The sequence below is a fragment of the Streptomyces sp. NPDC090025 genome (assembly GCF_044748125.1).
Taxonomy (GTDB): Bacteria; Actinomycetota; Actinomycetes; order Streptomycetales; family Streptomycetaceae; genus Streptomyces.
The window spans coordinates 122,159-148,343 of sequence record NZ_JBIVFL010000003.1; the positions used below are offsets into that span (position 1 = coordinate 122,159).

Annotated in this window: 20 protein-coding genes and 1 pseudogene; 12 read left to right on the top strand and 9 right to left on the bottom strand. The window is 71.8% G+C overall.

Annotated elements, in window-relative coordinates; translation table 11 throughout:
• Nucleotides 1-19: 19 nt before the first annotated feature.
• Nucleotides 20-289, top strand: coding sequence for a DUF6343 family protein (locus ACIPXM_RS09935; RefSeq protein WP_401653922.1), 270 nt, complete (start codon nucleotides 20-22; stop codon nucleotides 287-289).
• A 49-nt stretch (nucleotides 290-338) separates the two neighbouring features.
• On the opposite strand, the gene ACIPXM_RS09940 is transcribed toward ACIPXM_RS09935, so the two are convergent.
• From ACIPXM_RS09940 to rpsA, 4 genes are all read right to left on the bottom strand, one after another.
• Nucleotides 339-710: a tetratricopeptide repeat protein gene (locus ACIPXM_RS09940; protein ID WP_401653924.1), complete on the bottom strand. Its 372-nt coding sequence runs from the start codon at nucleotides 708-710 to the stop codon at nucleotides 339-341.
• A 139-nt stretch (nucleotides 711-849) separates the two neighbouring features.
• A complete protein-coding gene (gene coaE, locus ACIPXM_RS09945) occupies nucleotides 850-1,455 on the bottom strand; it encodes a dephospho-CoA kinase (RefSeq protein ID WP_401653925.1) in 606 nt (201 codons plus the stop codon).
• A 31-nt stretch (nucleotides 1,456-1,486) separates the two neighbouring features.
• The gene (locus ACIPXM_RS09950) at nucleotides 1,487-2,425 is read right to left on the bottom strand and encodes a PAC2 family protein (protein WP_401653928.1); all 939 of its coding nucleotides are present in this window, start codon (nucleotides 2,423-2,425) and stop codon (nucleotides 1,487-1,489) included.
• A gap of 157 nt (nucleotides 2,426-2,582) precedes the next feature.
• Nucleotides 2,583-4,085, bottom strand: coding sequence for a 30S ribosomal protein S1 (gene rpsA / locus ACIPXM_RS09955; protein ID WP_132915486.1), 1,503 nt, complete (start codon nucleotides 4,083-4,085; stop codon nucleotides 2,583-2,585).
• 407 nt (nucleotides 4,086-4,492) lie between these two features.
• On the opposite strand from rpsA, the gene ACIPXM_RS09960 reads away from it, so the two are divergent.
• Both ACIPXM_RS09960 and hrpB read left to right on the top strand, forming a co-directional pair.
• Nucleotides 4,493-5,311, top strand: a complete 819-nt coding sequence (locus ACIPXM_RS09960) for a class I SAM-dependent methyltransferase (RefSeq protein ID WP_401653931.1) — start codon at nucleotides 4,493-4,495, stop codon at nucleotides 5,309-5,311.
• 125 nt (nucleotides 5,312-5,436) lie between these two features.
• The gene (gene hrpB, locus ACIPXM_RS09965; protein ID WP_401653934.1) at nucleotides 5,437-8,019 is read left to right on the top strand and encodes an ATP-dependent helicase HrpB; all 2,583 of its coding nucleotides are present in this window, start codon (nucleotides 5,437-5,439) and stop codon (nucleotides 8,017-8,019) included.
• Here the strand turns inward: hrpB and ACIPXM_RS09970 are convergent.
• From ACIPXM_RS09970 to ACIPXM_RS09980, 3 genes are all read right to left on the bottom strand, one after another.
• A complete protein-coding gene (locus tag ACIPXM_RS09970) occupies nucleotides 8,003-9,010 on the bottom strand; it encodes a DUF3068 domain-containing protein (protein WP_401653937.1) in 1,008 nt (335 codons plus the stop codon). The genes hrpB and ACIPXM_RS09970 overlap by 17 nt on opposite strands.
• 11 nt (nucleotides 9,011-9,021) lie before the next feature.
• On the bottom strand, nucleotides 9,022-9,162 hold the full coding sequence (locus ACIPXM_RS09975) for an SPW_0924 family protein (RefSeq protein WP_401653939.1): 141 nt from the start codon (nucleotides 9,160-9,162) through the stop codon (nucleotides 9,022-9,024).
• Between the two features lie 163 nt (nucleotides 9,163-9,325).
• Complete coding sequence (locus tag ACIPXM_RS09980; RefSeq protein ID WP_401653941.1) at nucleotides 9,326-11,065, bottom strand: lytic murein transglycosylase; 1,740 nt, start codon at nucleotides 11,063-11,065, stop codon at nucleotides 9,326-9,328.
• A gap of 191 nt (nucleotides 11,066-11,256) precedes the next feature.
• On the opposite strand from ACIPXM_RS09980, the gene ACIPXM_RS09985 reads away from it, so the two are divergent.
• On the top strand, nucleotides 11,257-12,165 hold the full coding sequence (locus ACIPXM_RS09985; RefSeq protein ID WP_401653943.1) for a DUF4184 family protein: 909 nt from the start codon (nucleotides 11,257-11,259) through the stop codon (nucleotides 12,163-12,165).
• Between the two features lie 136 nt (nucleotides 12,166-12,301).
• On the opposite strand, the pseudogene ACIPXM_RS09990 reads toward ACIPXM_RS09985, so the two are convergent.
• Together ACIPXM_RS09990 and polA are read right to left on the bottom strand one after the other, a co-directional pair.
• Nucleotides 12,302-13,024, bottom strand: a pseudogene (locus ACIPXM_RS09990) (serine hydrolase); the annotation flags it as partial.
• A gap of 440 nt (nucleotides 13,025-13,464) precedes the next feature.
• Complete coding sequence (gene polA / locus ACIPXM_RS09995) at nucleotides 13,465-16,185, bottom strand: DNA polymerase I (RefSeq protein WP_401653945.1); 2,721 nt, start codon at nucleotides 16,183-16,185, stop codon at nucleotides 13,465-13,467.
• A gap of 200 nt (nucleotides 16,186-16,385) precedes the next feature.
• Here polA and ACIPXM_RS10000 point away from each other — a divergent pair, with 200 nt between their 5' ends.
• From ACIPXM_RS10000 to ACIPXM_RS10035, 8 genes are all read left to right on the top strand, one after another.
• Nucleotides 16,386-18,668, top strand: coding sequence for an FdhF/YdeP family oxidoreductase (locus tag ACIPXM_RS10000; protein ID WP_401653947.1), 2,283 nt, complete (start codon nucleotides 16,386-16,388; stop codon nucleotides 18,666-18,668).
• A gap of 60 nt (nucleotides 18,669-18,728) precedes the next feature.
• The gene (locus tag ACIPXM_RS10005; RefSeq protein WP_401653949.1) at nucleotides 18,729-19,241 is read left to right on the top strand and encodes a PaaI family thioesterase; all 513 of its coding nucleotides are present in this window, start codon (nucleotides 18,729-18,731) and stop codon (nucleotides 19,239-19,241) included.
• Nucleotides 19,242-19,528: 287 nt separating this feature from the next.
• The gene (locus ACIPXM_RS10010; protein ID WP_401653951.1) at nucleotides 19,529-19,999 is read left to right on the top strand and encodes a hypothetical protein; all 471 of its coding nucleotides are present in this window, start codon (nucleotides 19,529-19,531) and stop codon (nucleotides 19,997-19,999) included.
• A 451-nt stretch (nucleotides 20,000-20,450) separates the two neighbouring features.
• On the top strand, nucleotides 20,451-21,686 hold the full coding sequence (locus tag ACIPXM_RS10015) for a branched-chain amino acid ABC transporter substrate-binding protein (protein WP_401653953.1): 1,236 nt from the start codon (nucleotides 20,451-20,453) through the stop codon (nucleotides 21,684-21,686).
• A gap of 106 nt (nucleotides 21,687-21,792) precedes the next feature.
• Nucleotides 21,793-22,725 (top strand): branched-chain amino acid ABC transporter permease, encoded by a 933-nt coding sequence (locus ACIPXM_RS10020; protein ID WP_401653955.1) that lies wholly within the window; start codon nucleotides 21,793-21,795, stop codon nucleotides 22,723-22,725.
• 5 nt (nucleotides 22,726-22,730) lie between these two features.
• Nucleotides 22,731-24,497, top strand: coding sequence for a branched-chain amino acid ABC transporter permease (locus tag ACIPXM_RS10025; protein ID WP_401654786.1), 1,767 nt, complete (start codon nucleotides 22,731-22,733; stop codon nucleotides 24,495-24,497).
• A 5-nt stretch (nucleotides 24,498-24,502) separates the two neighbouring features.
• Nucleotides 24,503-25,423 (top strand): ABC transporter ATP-binding protein, encoded by a 921-nt coding sequence (locus ACIPXM_RS10030; RefSeq protein WP_401654787.1) that lies wholly within the window; start codon nucleotides 24,503-24,505, stop codon nucleotides 25,421-25,423.
• Nucleotides 25,420-26,136: an ABC transporter ATP-binding protein gene (locus ACIPXM_RS10035; RefSeq protein WP_401653956.1), complete on the top strand. Its 717-nt coding sequence runs from the start codon at nucleotides 25,420-25,422 to the stop codon at nucleotides 26,134-26,136. Before ACIPXM_RS10030 ends, ACIPXM_RS10035 begins: the two co-directional genes overlap by 4 nt.
• Nucleotides 26,137-26,185 lie beyond the last annotated feature (49 nt).

A 26,185-nucleotide genomic window follows, 5' to 3' on the forward strand; every position in this document is an offset into this window, starting at 1 on the left:
ATCCGGGAGATGCGACGTCATGCGGACGGGCAGTGAACCGGCGACCGCGCGCAGTGCGCTGCGGCTGCGGTTCTGGCTGAGCCTGTGGGGGGTGCTGTGGGCCGTCTTCGGCACCACGGTGTTCGCCCTGCTGGGACGGCCGGGCTGGGCGACCGCCTGCGGGGTGCTGTTCCTGGTGGCGGCCGTCGACCTGACCCTGGTGAGCCGGCACATCCGGCAGGGCCCGCACTGGCAGCCGGGGCGGGACGTCCCGCCGTACGAACCGGACCACGGCGACGGGCGCGGCTGACGCCCGCCGGGCCTGGGGTCCCCGGGCGGGGCCGTCAGGGCGTCGGACGTCAGGCCGTTCCGGTGTCGAAGCGGGCCGCTTCCAGGTACTCCGGCTTCGGGTCGAGCGCGGCCGCGAGCCGGAAGTGGCGCACGGCCTGCTCGGGGCGGCCCGAGCGCTCGAAGGTCCGGGCGAGCGCGAAGTGCGCGAACGCGTTGTCCGGCTCCCGCTCCAGGACCAGACCGAACTCCAGCTCGGCGGAGCGGAGTTGGGCGGCGGCGAAGAAGGCGCGGGCGCGCAGCAGCCGGGCGGCGGTGTTCTCGGGGTGGGCGGCGATCACCGAGTCGAGGAGCTTGACCGCTCCGCGCGGGTCGCGGGCTGCCAGCAGGTGCTCGGCGGCCCGGTAGTCGATGACATGGGTCTCCGGGTTGCTCTCGGCCACGGTGACGTCCTTCCCTTCGCTCCGGCGGTTCAACAGCGGGCACGGTGACCGTATTCCACGGGCTCCGGGGACGGGGCCCTCGCGGAGGTCATCTCTACCCAGTCGGCGGCCCGTTGCGACGTGTGGCGCCCGACTCGTTTCAGCCGGTGGCCGACGCGCGCTCGCGCAGCCGCCGCCACACCTCACGCACCTGGGGCTCCAGCGCCTCCAGCGGACCGTCGTTGTCGATGATCAGGTCGGCGATGGCCCGCCGTCGGGCGCGGTCGGCCTGGGCGGCCATCCGGGCGCGGGCCTCGGTCTCGGTCATGCCGCGCAGCCGGACCAGCCGGTCGAGCTGGGTCTCGGGGGTGGCGTCGACGACCACGACCAGGTCGTAGAGCGGGGCGAGGGCGTTCTCGGTGAGCAGCGGGACGTCGTGGACGACCACGTCCCCGGCCCCGGCCTTGCCCTCGAGTTCGGCGGAGCGGGCGCCGACCAGGGGGTGGACGATCGCGTTGAGCGCGGCGAGCCTGGCGGGGTCGGCGAACACGATCGAGCCGAGCTTCGGCCGGTCGAGGGTGCCCTCGGGGGTGAGGATCTCCGGTCCGAACTCGGCGATGACGGCCACGAGTCCGGGGGTGCCGGGCTCGACGACCTCGCGGGCGATCCGGTCGGCGTCGATCAGGACCGCCCCGTACGAGACGAGCAGCCGGGACACTTCGCTCTTGCCGGCGCCGATACCGCCGGTCAGGCCCACCTTCAGCATGAGCGGCAGCTTAGATCCCGCCGCCCGGCCGCTATGCGTCGCCCTCCCGCTCGGCGAGGAAGCGCTCGAACTCGCGGCCCAGTTCGTCGGCCGACGGCAGGTCGACGGGCTCGGCCACCAGGTTGCCCCGGCTCTCGGCGCCCGCCATGGCGTCGTACTGGTGCTCAAGGCCCTGGACGAGCGCGGTCAGCTCCTCGTCGCCCTCGCCGATCTGGCGGTCGATCTCGGTCTGGGTGCGGCGGGCCTCGGTGCGCAGGGCGTGCGCGACGCCGGGGAGCACCAGGCCGGTGGCGGCGGTGACGGCTTCGAGGGCGGTGAGCGCGGCGTCCGGGTACGGGGAGCGGGCCACGTAGTGCGGGACGTGGGCGGCGACGCCGAGGGTGTCGTGGCCGGACTCGGTGAGCCGGTACTCGATGAGGGACTCGGCGCTGCCGGGCACCTGGGCCTCGTCGAAGGGGCTGCGGTGGCCGGGCATGAGGTCGGTGCGGCTGCCGTGCGGGGTGAGGCCGACGGGGCGGGTGTGCGGGACGCCCATGGGGATGCCGTGGAAGTTGACCGCGAGCCGGACGCCCAGGCGCTCGACGATCTGGCGGACGGCGGCGGCGAAGAGCTCCCACTCGACGTCCGGTTCGGGGCCGGACAGCAGCAGGAAGGGGGCGCCGGTGGCGTCCTGGACGATACGGACCTCGATGGCGGGGGTCTCGTAGGCGGCCCAGCGGTCGCGGCGGAAGGTCAGCAGCGGGCGGCGGGCGCGGTAGTCCACCAGGCGGTCGTGGTCGAAGCGGGCGACGACCTGGTGGGGCAGGGTGTCGAGCAGGCTCGTGACGATCTGCTCGCCGGTCTCACCGGCGTCGATGTAGCCGTCGAAGTGGTAGAGCATGACCAGCCCGGCCGACTCCTGGGCCAGGGCCATGTCGACGACGCCCAGACCCTTCTGGTCCCATTCGTACACATCCTGGGGATCACGCACGATTCCGCTCCTCCTCGTGTTCTCCCTGATCAACACCGGGGCGGGGACGGCCATTCCCGGCTCGGCGGATTTCCGCCGGGAGAAACGACCGAGGCCCGCCTCCCCGAAGGGAGGCGGGCCTCGACGCTAGCTACTGGAGCTCAGCGGTGAGCCGGTTTCAGCTCTGGCCGCCGGCCAGCTTCTCGCGCAGGGCGGCGAGGGCCTCGTCCGACGCCAGGGCGCCGGACGTGTCGTCCGACTCCGAGGAGTACGAACCGCCGGAGACACCGGCCGGGGCACCGGCCGGAGCGGCGGCGCCACCCTCGGCAGCGGCGGCCTCGTCGGCCTCGCGGGACTTGATGACCTGGGCCTGGTGCTGCTCGAAGCGCTGCTGCGCCTCGGCGTACTGGGTCTCCCACGCCTCGCGCTGGGTCTCGTAGCCCTCGAGCCAGTCGTTGGTCTCGGGGTCGAAGCCCTCGGGGTAGATGTAGTTGCCCTGGTCGTCGTAGGACGCGGCCATGCCGTACAGGGTCGGGTCGAACTCGACCGAGGCCGGGTCGGCACCGAAGGACTCGTTGGCCTGCTTCAGCGAGAGGCTGATGCGACGACGCTCGAGGTCGATGTCGATGACCTTGACGAAGATCTCGTCGTTGACCTGGACGACCTGCTCCGGGATCTCCACGTGGCGCTCGGCCAGCTCGGAGATGTGGACCAGACCCTCGATGCCCTCGTCCACGCGGACGAACGCACCGAACGGGACCAGCTTCGTGACCTTACCCGGAACGACCTGGCCGATCTGGTGGGTACGGGCGAACTGCTGCCACGGGTCCTCCTGGGTCGCCTTCAGCGACAGGGAGACGCGCTCGCGGTCCATGTCCACGTCGAGAACCTCGACGGTGACCTCCTGGCCGACCTCGACAACCTCGGACGGGTGGTCGATGTGCTTCCAGGAGAGCTCGGAGACGTGCACGAGGCCGTCGACGCCACCCAGGTCCACGAAGGCACCGAAGTTGACGATCGAGGACACGACGCCGGAGCGGACCTGACCCTTCTGGAGGGTCGTGAGGAAGGTCTGGCGGACCTCGGACTGGGTCTGCTCGAGCCAGGCACGGCGGGACAGGACCACGTTGTTGCGGTTCTTGTCCAGCTCGATGATCTTCGCCTCGAGCTCCTTGCCCACGTAGGGCTGGAGGTCGCGGACGCGGCGCATCTCGACCAGGGAGGCCGGGAGGAAGCCGCGGAGGCCGATGTCGAGGATGAGACCACCCTTGACGACCTCGATGACGGTACCGGTGACGATGCCGTCCTCTTCCTTGATCTTCTCGATGGTGCCCCAGGCGCGCTCGTACTGGGCACGCTTCTTCGAGAGGATCAGGCGGCCTTCCTTGTCCTCCTTCTGGAGAACCAGGGCCTCGATCTCGTCGCCGACCTTGACGACCTCGTTCGGGTCGACGTCGTGCTTGATCGAGAGCTCGCGGCTCGGGATGACACCTTCGGTCTTGTAACCGATGTCGAGCAGGACCTCGTCCCGGTCGACCTTCACGATGACGCCGTCGACGATGTCGCCGTCGTTGAAGTACTTGATCGTCTCGTCGATCGCGGCGAGGAAGGCTTCCTCGTTACCGATGTCGTTGACCGCAACCTGCGGGGTGGTGGCGGTGGTCTCGGTGCTGCTCGTCATGTGGGAAAGGGCTCCGGTACGGACATGAAGTCGTAGGTACTGCTACGCCGAGAGCCCGTATCGCAGCTGAAGAAGCCGGACAGCCAAGGAAGCGCCGCTCCCGGCGAACCGGGTGGCGCCTCGAGAACCGAGGGGACATACAACAGATGCGAGCGCGGCCTGCTCCGTCTGAGGCGCGCAGGCCCGCAGCGCAACCTTTAGCATACGGGGACGGCCGGACAGGGTCAATGCGCGAAGCGCGCACCCGGGGCGGATCACCGCATATCCGGCACAACTCATGTCCGCCCAGGCCATCCTGGCCGCGAAAGACCGCGTCACGCGATCGCGCGCGGCCCTGAGCGCAAACTACATCGGCGGGCGAGATGAACCAAGAGCACGGACACGAAGACGGATACGAAGACGGGCCCATGGCCGCCGAGGACGCCGAGGACGGTGCGGAGGCGACCCGGCGTGACGCGGGGGACGCGGAGAGCAGCCGGGCCAGCCGGGGCTGGTGGGACCGCAACGCCGACGAGTACCAGAACGACCACGGGGCGTTCCTCGGCGACGACCGGTTCGTCTGGGGTCCCGAGGGTCTGGACGAGGCGGAGGCCGGGCTGCTCGGCCCGGCCGGCTCGCTGAAGGGCCGCGACGTGCTGGAGATCGGCGCGGGCGCCGCCCAGTGCTCGCGCTGGCTGGCGGCCCAGGGCGCCCGGCCGGTGGCGCTCGACCTCTCGCACCGGCAGTTGCAGCACGCGCTGCGGATCGGCGGCGAGGTGCCGCTGGTCGAGGCGGACGCCGGGGCGCTGCCGTTCCGCGACGGCAGCTTCGACCTGGCCTGCTCGGCGTACGGGGCGGTGCCGTTCGTGGCCGATCCGGTACGGGTGTTCCGCGAGGTGCGGCGGGTGCTGCGGCCGGGCGGGCGGTGGGTGTTCTCGGTGACCCACCCGATCCGCTGGGCGTTCCCGGACGAGCCGGGGCCCGAGGGACTGTCGGTGGCCGCGTCCTACTTCGACCGGACCCCCTACGTCGAGCAGGACGAACGGGGCGAGGCGGTGTACGTCGAGCACCACCGCACGATCGGCGACCGGGTGCGGGACGTGGTGGCCGGCGGCTTCCGGCTGGTCGACCTGGTCGAGCCGGAGTGGCCGGCCTGGAACGGACAGGAGTGGGGCGGCTGGTCCCCGCTGCGGGGCAACCTGATCCCCGGCACGGCGATCTTCGTCTGCGAGCGCGCCGAGCACTGAGGACCGGGGGGTCCTGGCCCGCGGCGACCACCGCGGGCCACGTCGCGCCCGTATTAGTCGTATGAATCGGCGTGCCTGTGGACAACCGGAGGCACCGGGTCGGCCCGGCGTACGAGACTTGCCGCGTGATCCGAAACGACGCACTCGATCTGCTCCCCGTCCGCCATGCCGTCCCCGAGCTGCTGACCGCGCTCGCGGAGCGCGGCACGGCGGTGCTGCACGCCCCGCCCGGGACCGGCAAGACCACGCTGGTCCCGCTGGCCCTCGCGGGTCTTATAGGGGACGGGCCCGGGCGACGGGTGCTGGTGGCCGAGCCGCGCCGGATGGCGGTGCGGGCGGCGGCCCGCCGGATGGCCTGGCTGCTCGGTGAGGAGGTGGGCGGGTCCGTCGGCTTCTCCGTGCGCGGGGAGCGGCGGGCCGGGCCCGCGACCCGGGTCGAGGTGGTGACCACGGGCGTGCTGCTCCAGCGGCTGCAGCGCGACCCGGAGCTGCCGGGCACCGACGTGGTGCTGCTCGACGAGTGCCACGAGCGGCATCTGGACGCGGACACCGCGCTGGCGTTCCTGGCGGACGTGCGGGCCACGCTGCGGCCCGAGCTGGGGCTGATCGCCGCCTCGGCGACGAGCGACGCGACTGCCTGGGCCGAGTTGCTCACCGTCCTCGACGGCACCGGGCCCGCGCCGGTGGTACGGGCCGAGGGGACGGTCCACGGGGCGGCGGTCCACTTCGCCCCGCCGCCGGCCGGGGTGCGTCCCGCCCATGGCACCTGGGTCGATCCGGCGCTGCTGCGCCATGTCGCCGCGACCGTGCGCCATGCCCTGGCCCGGCACGAGGGCGATCTGCTGTGCTTCCTGCCCGGGGTCGGCGAGATCGCCAGGACGGCGGGGCTGCTCGCGGACGTGGCCGCCGAGGTGCTCCAGCTGCACGGCCGGGCCCCGGCGGCGGTGCAGGACGCGGTGCTGCGCGGGGCCGGGCCGGGCGGGCGGCGCCGGGTGGTGCTCACGACGTCGGTGGCGGAGTCCAGCCTGACCGTGCCCGGGGTGCGGATCGTGGTGGACTCCGGGCTGTCCCGCGAGCCGCGGATGGACCACGCGCGCGGTCTTGGCTCGCTGGCCACGGTGCCGGTGTCGGTCGCGGTGGCGACCCAGCGCACCGGCCGGGCCGGGCGTGAGGCGTTCGGCACGGTCTACCGCTGCTGGTCGGCGGTGGAGGACGCCCGGCTCGCCCGCTATCCGGCGCCCGAGATCAAGGTCGCCGACCTCACCGACTTCGCGCTGCGGGCGGCCTGTTGGGGCGATCCGACGGGCGCGGGGCTCGCGCTGCTCGACGCTCCCCCGGCGGGCGCGATGGCGGCGGCCAGGCAGGTCCTGACGGCCATCGGCGCGGTGGACGAGGCCGGCGGGGCCACCGGGCGCGGGGCGCGGATGGCACGGCTCGGGCTGCATCCGCGGCTGGGCAGGGCGCTGCTCGACGGGGCGCCCGAGGTGGGGGCTCGGCGGGCGGCGGAGGTGGTGGCGCTGCTGAGCGAGGAGCCGCCCAGGGAGTACGGGGACGATCTGGCGGCGGCCTGGCGGGAGGCGCGGCGGGGCGGGGACGGGTACGCGGCCCGGTGGAAGGCGGAGGTGCGACGGCTCGAGAGGTCGGTGGGCGAGGCGTCGGGCGAGGTGTCCGGCGACGCGCGGCCTTCGGGACCGGGATCGGCACCGGCCGGGGCGGGCGGTGGGGAGGACGGGGTGGCGGGTCTGGTGACCGCGCTCGCGTTCCCGGAGCGGGTGGCGCGGGTGCGTGAGGAGCAGGGCGGCTATCTGATGCTGTCGGGGACCGGGGCCCGGCTGGCCGACGGGTCCGGGCTGCGGTCGGCGCGCTGGCTCGCGGTGGCGGTCGCGGACCGGACCGCGCAGAGCGCGACGGCCCGGGTGCGGCTGGCGGCCGTGGTGGACGAGGAGGTGGCGAAGCGGGCCGCCGGGCATCTGTTGAGCGCGGGTGAGGAGGTGCGCTGGGAGGACGGTGACGTGGTGGCCCGGTCGGTGGAGCGGCTGGGGGCGGTGGAGCTCAGGGTCCGGCCGTTGCGGGACGACGCGGATCCGGCGCTGGTGCGGGCCGCGCTGCTCGACGGGCTGCGCCGGGAGGGCACCGGGCTGCTGCGGTGGCGGAAGGAGGCGGTGGAGCTGCGGGAGCGGCTGGCGTTCCTGCGCCGGGAGGTGGGCGGGGCCTGGCCCGATGTGGCGGAGGAGGCGCTGCTCGACCGGGCCGCCGAGTGGCTGGAGCCGGAGCTGTCGCGGGCGCGGCGGCGGGCGGATCTGGGGCGGATCGACGCGGGTGAGGGGCTGCGCAGGCTGCTGCCGTGGGCGGGCGGCGAGGCGGGGCGGCTCGACGAGCTGGCGCCGGAGCGGATCGAGGTGCCGAGCGGTTCGCGGATCCGGGTGGAGTACGGCGGGGAGCGGCCGGTGCTCGCGGTGAAGCTCCAGGAGATGTTCGGGCTTGCCGAGACGCCGCGGGTGGCCGGGGTGCCGGTGCTGGTGCACCTGCTGTCCCCGGCCGGGCGGCCGGCGGCGGTGACGTCCGATCTGGCGTCGTTCTGGCGGGAGGGCTACCGGGCGGTGCGGGCGGAGCTGCGCGGGCGGTATCCGAAGCATCCGTGGCCGGAGGATCCCTCGGTGGCGGAGCCGACCCGGCACACCAGCGCCCGGCTCAGACGGGAACGGTGACGGGCACCGGGCCGGGGTCGGGGCCCCGGTCGGGTCCGGTCGCGGTGACGGGCCGCCGGGAGCGGGCCTCCAGCCACAGGGAGAGGGCCAGGAGCACGAGGGCGAGGAGGGTGAAGGACCACGGGAGATAGGAGACGAGCATCAGGACCATGAGCCGGTTGGACTTGACCATGTCGACCACGTAGGCGATGTAGTCGTCGCGCATCTTCACATGGCCCTCGAACACGGTGAGGGTGTCCTGGCCCATCAGGGCGCGGGCGCCCCGGAGTTCCTCCTTGTGGATCTCCTCGCCGTTCACGGGGGCGCCGGTGACGGGGTCGACCCAGAACATCCGCTTGGTGGTGTACCAGCGGGTGAGGCCGGTCTTGGCGAGGACCTCGGGGGTGATGCCCTTGACCGGCATCGACTTGGGCATCGGGACCTTGGTCCAGGGGATGGTCTGCTCGAAGTAGTAGACGTCGAGGCCGTGGAAGGTGCGGGTGCCCTGGTAGTGGATGGGGGCGGAGGTGCGGGTCTGGGCGTCGAAGTACTGGTAGTCCCGCTTCTCGGTGAGGAAGGGCCACTTGAACTCGATGCCCTCGCGCCGGACCTGGTCGCCGTCGACGGATTCGCCGGTGGCGTGGACCGGGTCCTGGGTGTGGGCGTCGAAGATGTAGCGCTCGGGGACCTTGGAGACCATCTTGCCGTCGGGGCCGATGACGTAGGAGAGGGCGTCCCAGACGACGACGTCGCGGCCCGCGTCGCGTTCGATCCGCTTCGACGCCTCGACGTCGCCCTTGAGGGTCTGCACGATCGTGAGCTTCTCGACCTTCTCGGACTTGAAGGTCGTGTAGTTGAGCAGGGTCGCGGGCTTCGCCTCCAGGACGGTCTCCTGGTACTGGTTCGGCGGGATCTTCGCCAGGCGCGGGAAGGCGTACCAGCGCAGGGTGGGCGCCATGGCGAGGAAGAAGACGGCGAAGGCGAGCAGGACCAGGCTGGCTCGGCGGCGCATCGGTCGGCCCCTCACTTCTTGGGGCCGGGGTCGGCCGTGAGCAGGGGCTTGGGCGAGGTGGGTCCGTCCGGGGGCAGATCGACCACGGAGACGAGGAGGATGAACAGGAGGACGGGCACGAGCCCGATGACGGCGGCGGCAAGGGCACGCAAGGTCGGCCTCCCGGTGCTCGATCTGATAGGTCGTCAGGGCGGGGGCACCGTAGCAACGCGGCCGCGAGATGAGAACACGTTGCACTCAGAACGCGCACCGCCCCCGCGTCCGGGTGGACACGGGGGCGGTGCGCGCGAGGTCCCGGCTCGGCCGGGACCGGGGTCAGGAGCTCGGCGAGGCCGACGGTCCCGCGCCCTCGGACGGGGAGGGCGTCGGGGTGGGCTCGGGCTCCGGAGCGGTGACCGTGAAGGTGAGGGTCACGGTGCCACCGCCGACGGTGGTCAGCCGCAGCGTGAAGGTGCCGGCCTTGTCGCCCGCGAGGACGCCCGGCAGCGTGAAGGTGCCGTCGGCGCCGGTCTTCACCGTGAGGGTGCGGGCCTGGGTGCCTTCGGCGCCCTTGAACCAGGGCCCCTCGGTGGCGGGCTGGGTGCCGTCGGCCGAGCTGACGAAGGTGGCGGTGAGGGCCACTCCGGCGGCCACGGCGCCACCGTCGGTGGCCTTGACCGTCACGCCGTCGGCGAAGGCGGCGCCGGTGACGGCCGTCAGTTCCTTGCTGTCGACCCGGGTGAGGGTGTCGGCGGTGCGCTCCTTCACGGTGGCCGTGAAGTCGACGGCGGTCAGGGTGCGGCCCACGACGGTCGCGGTGACCGTGAAGGTGCCGGTGCGCTCGCCCGCCGTGAGCACCGGGGCGGCGGCCTTGCCGTCGGCTCCGGTGACGGCGGTGACCTCACGGGTGTCGCCGGTGCCGAAGCGGGCCTCGGTGTCGCCGGAGATCCGGAAGCGGACCTGGAGGCGGGCGACGGGCTTGCCCGCCTTGTCGACGGCGAGGACGCCCGGCCGGGTGGCGAAGCTGCCGCCCGCGGTGGCGGTGAGGGAGCCGGTGCCGTCCTTGGCGATCCGGGTCACCCGGGTCGCCGGGTCGGTGCTCGGCGTCGGGGTGGGCTTCGGCGTCGGCTTCGGCGTGGGGGTGGGCTTGGGCGTCGGGGTGGGCTTCGGCGTGGGCGTGGGCTTCGGCGTCGGCCTGGTCGTCGGGGTGGTGCCCGGCGTGGTGGTCCGGCCGTCGCTGCGGCCGCCCGGCAGGACGCCGGTGCCGTCGGGCACCTGGTGGGTGCCGCGCTGGTAGTACTCGAACCAGGAGAGGACCGTCCGCAGGTACTCGTTCGAGCGGTTGTAGCTGAGGACGGCCTTGTCGAGGTCGGCCTTCACCGCGAGGTTGCGGTCGTTGGCGCAGAGGTACATCCCGGCGGCCTGGGCCGCGTCGTAGATGTTGCTCGGGTCCTTCTTGCCGTCCCCGTTGGCGTCCTGGCCCCAGGTCTTCCAGGTGGACGGGATGAACTGCATCGGGCCTATCGCGCGGTCGTGCGTGGCGTCGCCGTCGTACAGACCCTGGTCGGTGTCGGAGATGTTGGCGAAGCCGACGCCGTTGAGGACCGGGCCGAGGATCAGCGAGGTGGTGGTGCCGTTGGCGTCGACGGCGCCGCCGCGGGCCTGTCCGGACTCCACCTTGCCGATGCCCGCGAGCAGTTGCCAGGGCAGGTTGCAGCCGGGGTCGGTCGAGCGTATCGACTCCTCGGCGCGCCGGTAGGCGGCGAGCACGGTCGCGGGGATGCCCGCCTCGGCGGGGCCGGTGGTGAGCAGCGGCGGGGCGACGGGCATGCCCGGCTTGTTGGGGCTGTTCAGCGGGGGCAGGTCGGTGTAGTACGGCGAGTCGCCGCTGGCCGAGCCGTCCGGGGGCGTGGCGGTGTCCCCGGCCCCGATCGGGACCTCACCGCTCGCGCCGTCGGCGGGCGGCGGTATCGGGGTGCCCGGCCCCTGCGAGGCGGCGAGCGCGGCTACCGCCGCGGCCACCACCGCTCCGCTGGTGGCTCCCCTGCGCAGCCGACGGCCCAAGTGCGGTGCCATACCCGTGGTCCCTCCCCATGTCCCGATTCCGCGCTCCCCGCGCGTTTCCGACCCGCCGACCCTATGCCACCTCGCGTCACCCCGACACCGCGCACTGACCGTGTTTCACTGTTTCGTCACCACTTGGCCGTCCAGGCTTTCTCCGCCGGACCGGAGCGAATACTGGGGTGACGACCGGACGAGGGGGACGCGTGCCATTCACACTCAGTCATGCCGCGGCGGTGCTGCCGGGCATCCGGCGCAACGGCACCGCGCGGGGCCCGCTGGTGGCGTCGGCGCTGGTGGCCGGTTCGTTCGCCCCCGACATGACGTACTTCGCGGCCTCGGTGGTGCCCGGCGCCATGCGGTTCGGGAACGTCACGCACTCCTTCCCCGGTGTCGCCACCGTCGACGTGCTCATCACCGCGACCCTGGTGGCGCTGTGGCTGCTGGTACGGGAGCCACTGGTGGCGCTGCTGCCCCGGCGCGCCCGCGGCCGGGTGTACGGGCTTGTCCGCGGGCGGCCCTGGCGGGAGCGCCACCCGGCGGGCCTGGCCTGCTGGTTCGTGGTGTCCGCGGTGATCGGTTCGCTGACCCATGTGGTGTGGGACGCGTTCACCCACCTCGACCGCTGGGGCACCCGGCTGGTGCCGGTCCTCGGCGAGGTGGTCGGCGACCTGCCGGTCTATCTGTATGTGCAGTACGGAAGTTCCGCGCTGGCGCTGCTGCTGCTCGGCTGGTGCGCGGTACGGGCGCTGCGGGCGGCGCCCGCCCGGGCGCCGCTGCCCGCCGGGTTCCGGACGCTCGACCGGCGCGGACCGCTGCTCGCGGGCTCGGTGATCGGCGCGGCCGTGGTGGCCGGGGCGGTGCAGCGGGTGCTGCGGTTCTCCGCGCTCGGCGGTCGGGTCGGCTCCCCCCTGGACATCATTCCGACGCTCTGTTTCGGCGCCGGTTCGGGGCTCTTCCTCGGCGTGCTGCTGTACGCGGCGGGGATGCGGCTGTGGCCGGCGCGTCCGGCACCCGGGCGGCCGGACGCGTCGCCGCCGGGCCGTACGGAAGCCGCGGCGGCGGACCGAACGGCCCGACGGGAACCGGAGCGCTCCCGTCCGGGATCTCGCTGATCTCGCGTTCCGGGGTGTAGCCGCGGGCCGCGGTGCCGCCGCCGAGGCGGCGGTGGACGGCGAGCGCGATGCCTTCCAGGGTGCGCACGCCGTACTTCATGGTCTCGTTGTCGTGGCTGAGCAGAGCGAGCCGGTAGTCCAGGCCGGTGCCCCGCACGATGCCGATGCTGTGCACCCGCCAGCCGTGGGTGGCGCGGGGCAGCCAGCCGTTCTTCAGGTGCACGGTCGCGCCGCGCGGTGCGCCCGCGCCGACGCCCCACGCCTGGCTGGGGATCACCTGGGCCATCAGGTCCAGGGCGGCCGGGCGGCGGGAGACGGCGGCCAGCATGGCGAGCTGGTCGCGGGCGGTGGTGCTGGTGAGGCCCCAGTACTGGTCGTGGCCGAGGACGGTGTCGGTGGCGCCGGACTCGCGCAGCACCCGGCGCAGCCGGGCCCGGGACAGGCCGTTCCACAGGTCGGTGGCGGCGGTGTTGTCGGAGCGGGTGATCATCGCCTTGAGCCGCTGGGCCTCCAGTCGGGTCGGAGCACGGCCCAGTTCGGCGGCCCGCCCGAGCACCGCTTCCATGATCAGCACTTTGGCGATGCTGGCGGAGTCGTAGGCGCGGGTGCTGGAGAGGCGGCAGCGCAGATCGCGTTTGGGGTCGTGGACGGCGACGGAGACGGTGCTGTCGCGGTCCTTGAGCGCGGCTTTGATGTCCGTGGACAGCCGGGCCGCGAGGGTGGGTTCACGGCTTGAGCTGCACAGTGCGGCGGCGTGCGCGGTGGGCGCGGGTCCGGCGGAGGCCGCGCCCGCGCCGATGAGGGCCCCGGCGAGGGCCCAGGCGCGCAGCCGGGGTCGACGACTCATGATCACGGGCATGCCCCCAGTCTCGGGACCCGCACCGGCCCGGCACCTCCCCACTGGTCCACCTGGCCCAAGCCCTTTTTTGTGGCTCGGTTCGCCTCCGGGGCGCTACAGCCGAGCTCACAGCACCGACCGTGCTCACCCCCTCGTACCTCGGGGGCTGCGCGCGCTCGGCACTGTTCCCTCGACGCGCCCCTTCGGCTCACTCGCCCGTAGGAGCGGACCCGCACCAGCAGGCACCCACAAACGGTGCGACTCGGCCCGGGGGGGGTGACTACTGGTGCGGCTGTGCCCGTACGGGCGAGTGAGCCGAAGGGCGCCGTGGGTGTCGAAAGGGAGAGCGCGCACAGGTCCCGAGGAACGAGGGACCGAGCACGGTCGACCGTCGACACCCACTCAGGCGCCCGGAGGCGAACCGAGCCACGAAAAAGGGCGAACCGAGCCACAAAAACAGCTCAGTGCGCCGCGCTGTCCCAGTTGGGGCCGACGCCGACGGAGACGTCGAGCGGGGCGCGGAGTTCGACGGCGCCCGCCATCTGTTCGCGGACGAGGGCTTCGACTTGTTCGCGTTCGCCGGGGGCGAGTTCGAGGACGATTTCGTCGTGGACCTGGAGGAGCATCCGGGAGTGGAGTCCTGCTTCGGTGAGTGCGCGGTCGACGCCGAGCATGGCGACCTTGACGATGTCGGCGGCGGTGCCCTGGATGGGGGCGTTGAGGGCCATGCGTTCGGCGGCTTCGCGGCGCTGGCGGTTGTCGCTGTTGAGGTCGGGGAGGTAGCGGCGGCGGCCGAGCATGGTTTCGGTGTAGCCGGTGGCGCGGGCTTCGTCGACGACGCGGCGGAGGTAGTCGCGGACGCCGCCGAAGCGTTCGAAGTAGGTGTCCATGAGACCGCGGGCTTCGGCGGGGTCGATGCCGAGCTGCTGGGAGAGGCCGAACGCGGACAGGCCGTAGGCCAGGCCGTACGACATGGCCTTGATCTTGCGGCGCATCTCGGCGTCGACGGCGGTCCGTTCGACGCCGAACACCTGGGAGGCGACGGTGGTGTGGAGGTCTTCGCCGGAGGCGAAGGCTTCGATGAGGCCGGTGTCCTCGGAGAGGTGGGCCATGACGCGGAGTTCGATCTGGCTGTAGTCGGCGGTCATGAGGGCTTCGAAGCCTTCGCCGACGACGAAGCCGTGGCGGATGGCGCGGCCTTCGTCGGTGCGCACCGGCACGTTCTGCAGGTTGGGGTCGGTGGAGGAGAGGCGGCCGGTGGCGGCGGTGGTCTGGCTGAAGGTGGTGTGGATGCGGCCGTCGGCGGCGACGGTCTTGATGAGGCCCTCGACGGTGGAGCGCAGCCGGGCCTGCTCGCGGTGCCGGAGCATGATCACCGGCAGTTCGTGCTCGGTCTGGCCGGCGAGCCAGGCGAGGGCGTCGGCGTCGGTGGTGTAGCCGGTCTTGGTCTTCTTGGTCTTGGGCAGGTTGAGCTCGCCGAAGAAGACTTCCTGGAGCTGCTTGGGCGAGCCGAGGTTGAACTCGTGGCCGACGGAGGCGTGGGCTTCCTTGACGGCCTGCTGGACGGCGCCCGCGAACTGCTGCTCCAGGGCTTCCAGGTGGTCGCGGTCGGCGGCGATGCCGTGGCGCTCCAGGCGGGCGAGGAGGATCGAGGTGGGCAGTTCGACGTCGTGGAGCAGTTCGCGCGCGCCGACTTCGGGGAGCCGTGCGTCGAAGGCGGTGCCGAGGTCGAGGATGGCGCGGGCCTGGCTCATCAGGGCTTCGGCCTCGGCGGTGTCGTCGGCGCCGAAGGCGAGCTGTCCGTCGGCGGCGGCGGCCGGGGCGAGTTCGCGGCCGAGGTATTCGACGGACAGGGCGTCGAGGGCGAAGGAGCGGCGGCCGGGCTTGACGAGGTAGGCGGCGAGCGCGGTGTCCATGGTGATGCCGGCGAGGGCCCAGCCCTGCTCGGGGAAGACGCGCAGCGCGTTCTTGGCGTTGTGCATGACCTTGGGGCGGGCGGGGTCGGCGAGCCACTGGGCGAACGCCTGCTCGTCGGCCGCGTCGAGCTGGGCCGGGTCGAACCAGGCGGCGGCGCCGCCGGCGGCGGCGAGGGCGATCTCGCTGACGCTGCCGGTGCCGAGCGCCCAGCTGTCGACGGTGGCGATGCCGAGCGGCCGGCCGCCGTGCTCGGTGAGCCAGCCGGTGAGCTCGCCGGGGCCGATCACGGTGAAGTCGAGGTCGACGCCGGGCGCGGGGGCGGGGGCTTCGGCCTCGGCGCTGCCGGGGTCGACGGCGAGGAGCCGCTCGCGCAGCGAGGGGTTGCGGATCTCCAGGGTGTCGAGGAAGAGGGTGAGGGCCTGCCGGTCGTAGGGCTCCCGGGCGAGGTCTTCGACGGTCCTGGGGAGTTCGACGTCGCGGACCATCTCGGTGAGGCGGCGGTTGAGCTTCACCGACTCCAGATGGTCACGGAGGTTCTGGCCTGCCTTGCCCTTGACTTCGTCGACGCGCTCGACGAGTTCGGCGAAGGAGCCGAACTGGTTGATCCACTTGGCGGCGGTCTTCTCGCCGACGCCGGGGATGCCGGGCAGGTTGTCGGACGGGTCGCCGCGCAGGGCGGCGAAGTCGGGGTACTGGTTGGGCGTGAGCCCGTACTTCTCCTGGACCTTCTCCGGGGTGAAGCGGGTCAGCTCGGAGACGCCCTTGGTCGGGTAGAGGACCGTGGTGTGGTCGCTGACGAGCTGGAAGGAGTCCCGGTCGCCGGTGACGATGAGGACGTCGAAGCCCGCGGCCTCGGCCTGGGTGACGAGGGTGGCGATGACGTCGTCGGCTTCGAAGCCGTCGACGGCGAAGCGCGGCGCGTGCATCGCGTCGAGCAGCTCGCCGATCAGCTCGACCTGGCCCTTGAACTCGTCGGGGGTCTTGGAGCGGGTCGCCTTGTACTCGGGGAACTCGTCGGAGCGCCAGGTCTTGCGGGACACGTCGAACGCGACGGCGAAGTGCGTGGGCGCCTCGTCGCGGAGCGTGTTCGCCAGCATGGACGCGAACCCGTAGATCGCGTTCGTCGGCTGCCCGGTCGCGGTGGTGAAGTTCTCCGCGGGCAGTGCGAAGAACGCCCGGTACGCCAGGGAGTGCCCGTCCATGAGGAGCAGGCGCGGGCGGTTCTCTTCGGTCATATCGGTCTTCTTCGCTGCTGTCTCGGCCACGGGACGATCCTGCCACGCGCCACCGACAATCCCGGCCACGTCGCCGCTGCCCGCCGGGAGTGACCGGTTCCGTCCGCCGGTGGTGACCGGCTGTGCCGCCGGGGGTGACCGACCGTGCGTGGTCCGTTGTCGGTGCCTCGTGACAGGATCGGAGCAGGAGGACACCCCTCGCTCCGCTCGTACGCTCAAGGGAGAGCGCGATGGTCAGCAAGCCGCCCGTCGGGGACCCGGTCCAGGACGCGCCGCGGGTCGCGGCGCCGCAGCACGCCGCGGCCGGTCTGCCCGCCGTCGCGCACACCCTGCGCATGGCGCAGGCGCAGATGGGCGTGGCGCGCACCGCGCGGACCCTGCTGAAGGTCAACCAGAAGGACGGCTTCGACTGCCCCGGCTGTGCCTGGCCGGAGGGCGACAAGCGGCATGTGGCGGAGTTCTGCGAGAACGGGGCGAAGGCGGTCGCCGAGGAGGCGACGCTGCGCCGGGTGACCCCGGAGTTCTTCGCCGCGCATCCGGTGGCCGATCTGGCGACCCGCTCGGGGTACTGGCTGGGCCAGCAGGGCCGGATCACCGAGCCGATGTATCTGCCGGAGGGTGCCGACCGCTACGAGGCGATCGGCTGGGACCGGGCGTTCGCGATCTTGGCGGAGGAGCTGACGGCGCTCGACTCCCCCGACGAGGCGCTCTTCTACACCTCGGGCCGTACCAGCAACGAGGCGGCGTTCCTGCTCCAGCTGTTCGCCCGCGAGTTCGGCACGAACAATCTGCCGGACTGCTCCAACATGTGTCACGAGTCGTCGGGTTCGGCGCTGAACGAGACGCTGGGCGTGGGCAAGGGCAGTGTGTCCCTGGAGGATCTCCACCAGGCCGATCTGATCATCGTGGCCGGGCAGAATCCGGGCACGAACCATCCGCGGATGCTGTCGGCGCTCGAGAAGGCGAAGGCGGCGGGGGCGCGGATCATCTCGGTGAACCCGCTGCCGGAGGCGGGCCTTGAGCGGTTCAAGAATCCGCAGACCCCGCAGGGGATGCTGCGCGGCGCGGCGCTGACGGATCTGTTCCTGCAGATCCGGATCGGCGGCGACCAGGCGCTGTTCCGGCTGCTGAACAAGCTGGTCCTGGAGACCCCGGGCGCGGTGGACGAGGAGTTCGTCGCGACCTACACGCACGGGTACGAGGAGTTCGCGGCGGCCGCGAAGGGCGCCGACTGGGACGAGACGCTCGCGGCGACGGGGCTCGGGCGCGCGGAGATCGAGCGGGCCCTGGAGATGGTGCTCGCTTCCGAGCGGACCATCGTGTGCTGGGCGATGGGGCTGACCCAGCACAAGCACGCGGTGCCGACGATCCGCGAGGTGGTGAATCTGCTGCTGCTGCGCGGGGCGGTGGGCAGGCCGGGTGCCGGGGTGTGCCCGGTGCGCGGGCACTCCAATGTGCAGGGCGACCGGACGATGGGGATCTTCGAGCGGCCCGCGGCGGCGTTCCTGGACGCACTGGACAAGGAGTTCGGGATCGTCTCGCCGCGTCATCACGGCTTCGACGTGGTGCGGTCGATCCAGGCGCTGCGGGACGGCACGGCGAAGGTGTTCTTCGCGATGGGCGGCAATTTCGTCGGGGCGACCCCGGACACCGAGGTGACCGAGGCGGCGATGCGCAACGCGCGCCTGACGGTGCACGTGTCGACGAAGCTGAACCGTTCGCACGCGGTGACCGGCACGCGCGCGCTGATCCTGCCGACGCTGGGCCGCACCGACAAGGACGTGCAGAAGAGCGGCAAGCAGTTCGTGACCGTCGAGGACTCGATGGGTCTGGTGCACGCCTCGCGCGGCAATCTGCCCCCGGCGGGGCCGCGGCTGCTGTCCGAGCCGGCGATCGTGGCGCGGCTCGCGCGGGCGGTGCTGGGCGCGGCCTCGGCGACGCCGTGGGAGGAGTTCGAGGCGGACTACGCGACGATCCGCGACCGCATCGCGCGGGTGATCCCGGGCTTCGCGGACTTCAACGCGCGGCTGGCGGCGAATCCGGGCGGTTTCGCGCTGCCGCACGCGCCGCGCGACGAGCGCCGGTTCCCGACGGCGACCGGCAAGGCGAACTTCACGGCGGCGCCGGTGGAGTATCCGAAGGTGCCGGAGGGGCGGCTGCTGCTGCAGACGCTGCGCTCGCACGATCAGTACAACACCACGATCTACGGTCTCGACGACCGTTACCGGGGCATCACCGGCGGGCGCCGGGTGGTCCTGGTGCATCCGGCGGACGCGGCGGCGCTCGGCTTCGCCGACGGGGTGTACGTGGACCTGGTCAGCGAGTGGACCGACGGCGTGGAGCGCCGGGCGCCCGGCTTCCGGGTGGTGCACTATCCGACCGCCCGGGGCTGCGCGGCGGCGTACTACCCGGAGACCAATGTCCTGGTGCCGCTGGAGTCGACCGCGGACATCAGCAACACCCCCGCCAGCAAGTCCGTGATCGTGCGTCTGGAACAATCCGAATCCGCCTAAGCGTTCGCTCAGGCGGACCCGAGAAGACGCCAGCCGCACGAGGACGAACGGAGCCCGGCCATGGGTGAGCAGCAGCAGGTGAAGTTCCCGCAGGAGGTCATCGACGAGTACGCCTCGCTCGGGGTCGATCTCCCGGCGCTGTTCTCGGCCGGGCATCTGGGCAACCGGATGGGCGTGCAGATCGTGGAGGCGTCGGCGGACCGGGTGGTCGGCACGATGCCGGTGGAGGGCAACACCCAGCCGTACGGGCTGCTGCACGGCGGCGCCTCGGCGGTGCTCGCGGAGACCCTGGGCTCGGTCGGCTCGATGCTGCACGGCGGGGTGTCCCGGATCGCGGTCGGCGTCGACCTGAACTGCACCCACCACCGGGGCGCGCGCAGCGGCCTGGTGACGGGGGTGGCGACGCCGGTGCACCGGGGCCGGTCCACCGCCACGTACGAGATCGTCATCACCGACGAGCAGGACCGGCGGGTCTGCACGGCGCGGCTCACCTGCATGCTGAAGGAGGTCGGCCCGCAGGACGCCGCCAAGCTCCCGGCGGCGGGCCGCCAGGACGGCACCACCGGCGCCTGACCCGCCCCCGCGCCCGCCCCGGGCGCACCCGAACCACCCGCGCGCCCCGAAGCACCCGCGCAACCGGCGCGCCCCGCGGCCCCGGACGGCACCTCCCGTCCGGGGCCGCCGCGCGTTCCGGGGCCGTCCCCAACTCCCGTACGGGCGCGCCCCCTTGCCCCGCTGCCCCGGCAGGCGTTTCATGGACGGTCCGCACCCCCGGGCACCCCGCACCCCGCCCCCCCGCCCGCCCGCGCGCCCGTCCCCGGGCACCCCGCACGCCCCCGTCGACCACCGGAGGGGCCGCCATGACCGCCGTACGACCGCGTCCCGCCCGCGGCGCACTCGCCCGCGGCACGCTCGCCCGCACCGCCCCCGCCCTCGCCGCGTTGGCCGCGCTCGTCGCGCTGACCTCCGGCTGTCAGACCGGCGGGGAGCGGGCAGCGCCGCCCGCCCCGCGCACCAGCTCGCCCGCCGACGTCTGCACCAGCCTGATCTCGTACTGGGTGCGGGAGGCCCTGGAGGGCAGCAGCTGGGCCGGGCTCGACTGGGAGCAGAAGGGGCTGTCCAACGAGCAGCTCGGCATCCATGACGAGGTGCTCGCGGCGGCGCGCGCCGAGGAGCGGCGCGCGGGGCGTCCGGCGGCCTTCGCGCTGGCCGACCGGGAGTCCCGGCGGAGGTGCGAGGCGGCGAACGGGGCGACGGGCAGTTCGGAGAACTGGCGCCCGCCCAGCGAACAGCGGGTCCCTACCAGCGGTTACCGGCCATCACCGAAGTGACTCTCCGTGATCATCACCGGAGCGGGCCCCGATGGCGGAGCGGAAGGTTCCAGTCAGCTCTATCGTCCGCTGGCGTCCTGGCGAGTGTCCGATATCCGGATACCCACCCGACCCGCACGTCAGTACCAAGATCTGCTCAAGCCCCTTAGCGGAACTGGGCGTTCTCAGCATATGAACACCGCGCTACCGACCGATGTGCCCGAGTTTGCCCACGGCCCGCACACCGCTTCCCCGTGTCGGCATAACAAGACAGTCACATCATGACCTCGGCGCTCCCGGACTTTCCCCAGCTGCGCTTAGAGTCACGGCCAGTCACCGCGCCGCCGGGCGCCTTCTCCGCAGGCCCGCTCGACCCGTACGGCCCGGCATCGAAAAACGGCACCTCTCAGCTCCACAGCTTCACGGCACCGCCTCAGCTCGAGGGGGCCGCGCCAGGGAAAGGAACCCTTTCGTGCGACAGCGTTCTCTGCTCATCCTCACGACCGTGCTCACCACGGGTGCGCTCACCCTGACCGCCTGTGGCTCGCGCGACGAGGGCGGTAAGGGCGGCGGCGACAACGCCGGCGGCACCACCGTCGTCATCGGTGTGGACGCCCCGCTGACCGGTTCGCTTTCCGCGCTCGGCCAGGGCATCAAGAACTCGGTGGACCTGGCGGTGCAGACCGCCAACAAGAACAAGGAAGTCCCCGGCGTCACCTTCAAGATCGAGGCCCTGGACGACCAGGCCACCCCGGCCACCGGCAAGGCGAACGCCACCAAGCTGGTCGGCATGAAGGACGTCCTCGGTGTCGTCGGCCCGCTGAACTCGGGTGTCTCGCAGTCCATGCAGGCGGACTTCGACAAGGCCAGCCTGACCCAGGTCTCCCCGGCCAACACCAACCCGTCGCTGTCCCAGGGCGACAACTGGGGCTCGGGCCAGAAGTCGCGTCCGTTCAAGACGTACTTCCGTACCGCCACCACCGACGTCATCCAGGGCAAGTTCGCCGCGAACTACCTGTTCAAGGACGCGGGCAAGAAGAAGGTCTTCGTCGTCAACGACAAGCAGACCTACGGTGCGGGCCTGGCGAAGATCTTCAGCGACGAGTTCAAGCGCCTCGGCGGCCAGGTCGTCGGCCAGGACTCGGTGACCGTGAAGGAGACCGACTTCTCCTCCACCGCCAACAAGATCAAGACCTCGGGCGCCGACTCGGTCTATTTCGGTGGCCAGTACCCGGAGGGCGGTCTGCTCTCCGACCAGGTCAAGAAGGCAGGCGCGAAGATCCCCACCATGGGTGGCGACGGCATCTACGACCCGGAGTTCATCAAGGCGTCCGGTGAGCCCAACGACGGCGACCTGGCCACCTCGGTCGGTTTCCCGATCGAGAAGCTCCCGACCTCGAAGAAGTTCATCGAGGACTACAAGGCGGGCGGCTACAAGGACCCGTACGCGGCCTACGGCGGCTACTCCTACGACGCCGCGTGGTCGATCATCCAGGCCGTGAAGGCCGTCGTCGCCGCGAACAGCGGCAAGCTGCCCGACGACGCCCGTGCCAAGGTCACCGAGGCCATGGCGAAGGTGTCCTTCGAGGGCGTGACCGGTTCGGTCGCCTTCGACGAGTTCGGTGACACCACCAACAAGCAGCTCACCGTCTACCAGGTCAAGAACGGCGCCTGGACCGACGTGAAGTCCGAGACCTTCAAGGACTGACGCTCCACCTCGCACCGCACCCGCACCACTTGAACCGAGCCGCGCGGGGGCGCCCAAAGCGCCCTCGCGCGGTGTCATATCCGACCCGCTCATCGGAGGCCCTGCGGTGAACGAACTGCCGCAACAGCTGGCCGACGGCCTTGCCCTCGGAGCCCTCTACGGGCTCATCGCCATCGGTTACACGATGGTCTACGGCATCGTCCAGCTCATCAACTTCGCCCATGGCGAGATCTTCATGATCGGAGGCTTCGGCGCGCTGACCGCGTACACGATCCTCCCCGACGGCACCGCGCTCGCCATCGCCATCCCGGTGATGCTGGTCGGCGGCGCGCTGGTCTCCGTGGCCGTCGCCACCGCCGCCGAGCGCTTCGCCTACCGTCCGCTGCGCAACGCGCCCAGACTCGCGCCGCTGATCACCGCGATCGGTCTGTCGATCGTGCTGCAGCAGCTGGTGTGGGGCTTCTACCCGGACGCCAAGAGCCCGGTGAAGTTCCCCGAGTTCAAGGGCGAGAGCTTCAAGATCTTCGAGGGTCTTTCGATCTCCCGCGCCGACACCTTCGTCCTGGTCGCCGCCCCGCTGTGCATGCTCGCACTGGGTCTGTTCGTGTCGAAGTCGCGCAGCGGCCGGGCCATGCAGGCCACCGCGCAGGACCCGGACACGGCGAAGCTCATGGGCATCAACACCGACCGCATCATCGTGATGGCGTTCGCCATCGGCGCCGCGTTCGCCGCGGTCGCGGCGGTCGCCGAGGGCCTCGACAAGGGTCAGATCCGCTTCGAGATGGGCTTCCTGCTCGGTCTCAAGGCGTTCACCGCGGCCGTCCTCGGCGGTATCGGCAACATCTACGGCGCCATGATCGGCGGTGTGGTCCTCGGCCTCGCCGAGACCCTGTCGATCGCCTACGTCGAGCACATCCCCGGGATGGCGCAGTTCGGCGGCGGCGCCTGGAAGGACATCTGGGTCTTCTCCCTCCTCATCCTCGTGCTGCTGTTCAGGCCACAGGGCCTGCTCGGCAAGCGCGCGACGGACAGGGCGTGATGGCGATGACCGACCTCTCCAAGAACGCCGAGAACCCCCAGAACCCCGAGAGCACCGAGAATGCGCCGGGCGCGGACGCGCCCGCCGCCAGGGGCCCGCTGCCCTGGGTGGTCCTGGCGGGCGGTGTGGGCTCCGTCGTCGCCCCGTTCCTCGCCTGGACGTGGACGAAGGACTTCCCCGGCAACCTCACGGTCGACGGCTACCCGGGCGGCCTTCAGCTGCTGACCCTGACCGGTGGTGTGCTGCTTGTCCTGTTCGCGCTGTCCGCGCTCGGGATCAAGGGCCTGGGCTGGCTCACCCCGGGCGGCTCCACCCAGGCGCTGCGTTTCCTGGCGCTCGGCACCTTCGCCACCACCTGGTACACCGTGATCGCGATCACGGTGGAGCTGGGCGGGGTGGTCAATCTGGAGCCCGGCGGGTTCATAGCCGCGGTCGTGACGCTGCTGCCGCTGGCGGCCTGGCTGGTGAAGGACGACAGCCGCAAGCCCGCGAAGGCGAAGGAGCTGCCGTCCTGGGCGGAGATCCTGGTCCTCGTCGTGGTCTTCGGCCTCGGCATGTACGCGGTGACGTTCGGCATCTCCACCGAGTACAGCGAGCTGTTCGTCGGCTATCTGCTGCTCGCCGGGTTCGTCGCGGCCGGTCTGAACAAGTCCGGTCTGATGAGCCGGGTGACGGCGATCGCGTCGAAGAACCGGCAGATCGCGGCGATCGCCGCGTTCGTGGCCGCCGCCGCGTTCCCGTTCACGCAGACCACCGACACCTTCGTCGTCATCGCGGTCAACATCCTGATCTTCGCGACGGTCGCGCTCGGCCTGAACGTGGTCGTCGGTCTGGCCGGTCTGCTCGACCTCGGTTACGTCGCCTTCCTCGGCGTCGGCGCCTACACCGCCGCCCTGGTGTCCGGCTCCACCGCCTCCGCGTTCGGCGTCCAGCTGCCGTTCCTGGCGGCGGTCGCCATCGGCGCGGCGGCCGCGCTGGTCTTCGGCGTCATCATCGGCGCCCCGACGCTGCGGCTGCACGGCGACTACCTCGCCATCGTGACGCTCGGCTTCGGTGAGATCTTCCGGATCACCGTCAACAACATGGACGGCGACAACGGCCCGCAGATCACCAACGGCCCGAACGGCATCCCGAACATCCCGGCGCTGAACCTCTTCGGCTACGACTTCGGCGAGACCCACACCATCCTGGGGGTGGAGGTCGGCACCTACGCCAACTACTACCTGCTGATGCTGCTCGTCATGGTCTTCGTCGTGCTGGTGTTCAGCCGCGCGCAGGACTCCCGCATCGGCCGGGCCTGGGTCGCGATCCGTGAGGACGAGACCGCGGCGACCGCGATGGGCATCAACGGCTTCCGCGTGAAGCTGATCGCGTTCGCGCTCGGCGCCACCCTCGCGGGCGTCGCCGGCACCGTCCAGGCCCACTTCCAGGGCACGGTCGTCCCCGAGATGTACGTGTTCGCAGGTCCCGTCGCGCCGAACTCGGCCTTCCTCCTCGCGGCCGTCATCCTCGGCGGCATGGGCACCATCCGCGGCCCGCTGGTCGGCGCGGCGCTGCTGTTCCTGATCCCCGAGAAGCTGGCCTTCCTCAAGGACTACCAGCTGCTCGCGTTCGGTCTCGCGCTCATCCTGCTCATGCGCTTCCGCCCCGAGGGCCTCATCCCGAACCGGCGCGCGAAGCTGGAGTACCACGAGCACGACGACGACGGCGCGGTCGTGGACGTACCCGAGCAGCGCACGCCTGCCACGAACACTGCGAAGGCGGGTGCGTGAACGCCATGACCACCACCACCGAAACCGCCACCGCCGCCACCGTGCTGGACGCCTCCGGTGTCACCATGCGCTTCGGCGGTCTGACCGCCGTGCGCGGGGTGGACCTGACCGTCCGCGAGGGCGAGATCGTCGGTCTGATCGGGCCCAACGGCGCGGGCAAGACCACCTTCTTCAACTGCCTGACCGGTCTGTACGTGCCCACCGAGGGCCAGGTCAGCTACAAGGGCACGGTCCTGCCGCCGAAGCCGCACCTGGTCACCCAGGCCGGCATCGCCCGTACCTTCCAGAACATCCGGCTGTTCTCCAACATGACGGTCCTGGAGAACGTCCTGGTCGGACGGCACACCCGGACCAAGGAGGGGCTGTGGTCCGCGCTGCTGCGCGGTCCCGGCTTCAAGAAGGCGGAGGCCGCCTCCCGCGCCCGCGCCATGGAGCTCCTGGAGTTCGTGGGGCTGGCGGCGAAGGCCGAGCACCTGGCCCGCAACCTCCCCTACGGCGAGCAGCGCAAGCTGGAGATCGCCCGCGCGCTGGCGAGCGACCCGGGTCTGCTGCTGCTCGACGAGCCGACGGCCGGCATGAACCAGAACGAGACCCGCACCACCGAGGAGCTGGTCTTCGCGATCCGTGACCTCGGGATCGCGGTCCTGGTCATCGAGCACGACATGAAGTTCATCTTCAACCTGTGCGACCGGGTCGCCGTCCTGGTCCAGGGCGAGAAGCTGGTCGAGGGCACGGCCGAGACCGTGCAGGGCGACGAGCGGGTCGTCGCGGCCTACCTCGGCACCCCGTACGAGGACGCGCCCGGCGCGGCGGAGGTCGCGGAGGTGGAGGCCGCCGAGGCCCACGCCGCCGAAGCCGACGCCGGTACGGCTCCGGACGCGGCCGGGGCCGCGGCGGACAGCACCACCGAAGGAGACTCCAAGTGACCGCACTCCTCGAGGTCAAGGACCTCAGGGTCGCCTACGGCAAGATCGAGGCCGTCAAGGGCATCTCCTTCTCCGTCGAGGCCGGCCAGGTCGTCAGCCTGATCGGCACCAACGGCGCGGGCAAGACCACGACCCTGCGGACCCTGTCCGGTCTGATCAAGCCGACCAGCGGCACCATCACCTTCGACGGCCAGGCGCTCGGCGGCGTCCCGGCCCACAAGGTGGTCGCGCTCGGCCTGGCCCACTCCCCCGAGGGCCGGCACATCTTCCCGAAGCTGACCATCGTCGAGAACCTGCGGCTCGGCGCCTTCCTCCGCAAGGACAAGGACGGCATCGAGAAGGACATCCAGCGCGCCTACGACCTCTTCCCGATCCTGGGCGAGCGTCGCAAGCAGGCCGCGGGCACCCTGTCCGGCGGTGAGCAGCAGATGCTCGCCATGGGCCGGGCGCTGATGTCGAAGCCGAAGCTCCTCATGCTCGACGAGCCGTCGATGGGCCTCTCCCCGATCATGATGCAGAAGATCATGGAGACCATCGCCACGCTCAAGGCCGAGGGCATGACCATCCTGCTGATCGAGCAGAACGCGCAGGCCGCGCTCTCGCTCGCCGACCAGGGCTACGTCCTGGAGGTCGGCACGATCAAACTGTCCGGCACCGGCCAGGACCTCCTCCACGACGACGAGGTCCGCAAGACCTACCTCGGCGAGGAGTAGGCACGTACGGCAGAAGGCCCGCCCCGCGGTCGCGTGGGGCGGGCCTTCT

What these genes read in the sequence shown, in the direction of transcription:
- ACIPXM_RS09935 (WP_401653922.1), top strand. Translation starts at nt 20, where the DNA reads ATGCGGACGGGCAGTGAACCGGCGACCGCGCGCAGTGCGCTGCGGCTG.
- coaE (WP_401653925.1), bottom strand. Translation starts at nt 1,455, where the DNA reads ATGCTGAAGGTGGGCCTGACCGGCGGTATCGGCGCCGGCAAGAGCGAA.
- rpsA (WP_132915486.1), bottom strand. Translation starts at nt 4,085, where the DNA reads ATGACGAGCAGCACCGAGACCACCGCCACCACCCCGCAGGTTGCGGTC.
- ACIPXM_RS09960 (WP_401653931.1), top strand. Translation starts at nt 4,493, where the DNA reads ATGGCCGCCGAGGACGCCGAGGACGGTGCGGAGGCGACCCGGCGTGAC.
- ACIPXM_RS09970 (WP_401653937.1), bottom strand. Translation starts at nt 9,010, where the DNA reads ATGCGCCGCCGAGCCAGCCTGGTCCTGCTCGCCTTCGCCGTCTTCTTC.
- ACIPXM_RS09980 (WP_401653941.1), bottom strand. Translation starts at nt 11,065, where the DNA reads ATGGCACCGCACTTGGGCCGTCGGCTGCGCAGGGGAGCCACCAGCGGA.
- ACIPXM_RS10000 (WP_401653947.1), top strand. Translation starts at nt 16,386, where the DNA reads ATGGTCAGCAAGCCGCCCGTCGGGGACCCGGTCCAGGACGCGCCGCGG.
- ACIPXM_RS10005 (WP_401653949.1), top strand. Translation starts at nt 18,729, where the DNA reads ATGGGTGAGCAGCAGCAGGTGAAGTTCCCGCAGGAGGTCATCGACGAG.
- ACIPXM_RS10010 (WP_401653951.1), top strand. Translation starts at nt 19,529, where the DNA reads ATGACCGCCGTACGACCGCGTCCCGCCCGCGGCGCACTCGCCCGCGGC.
- ACIPXM_RS10025 (WP_401654786.1), top strand. Translation starts at nt 22,731, where the DNA reads ATGACCGACCTCTCCAAGAACGCCGAGAACCCCCAGAACCCCGAGAGC.
- ACIPXM_RS10030 (WP_401654787.1), top strand. Translation starts at nt 24,503, where the DNA reads ATGACCACCACCACCGAAACCGCCACCGCCGCCACCGTGCTGGACGCC.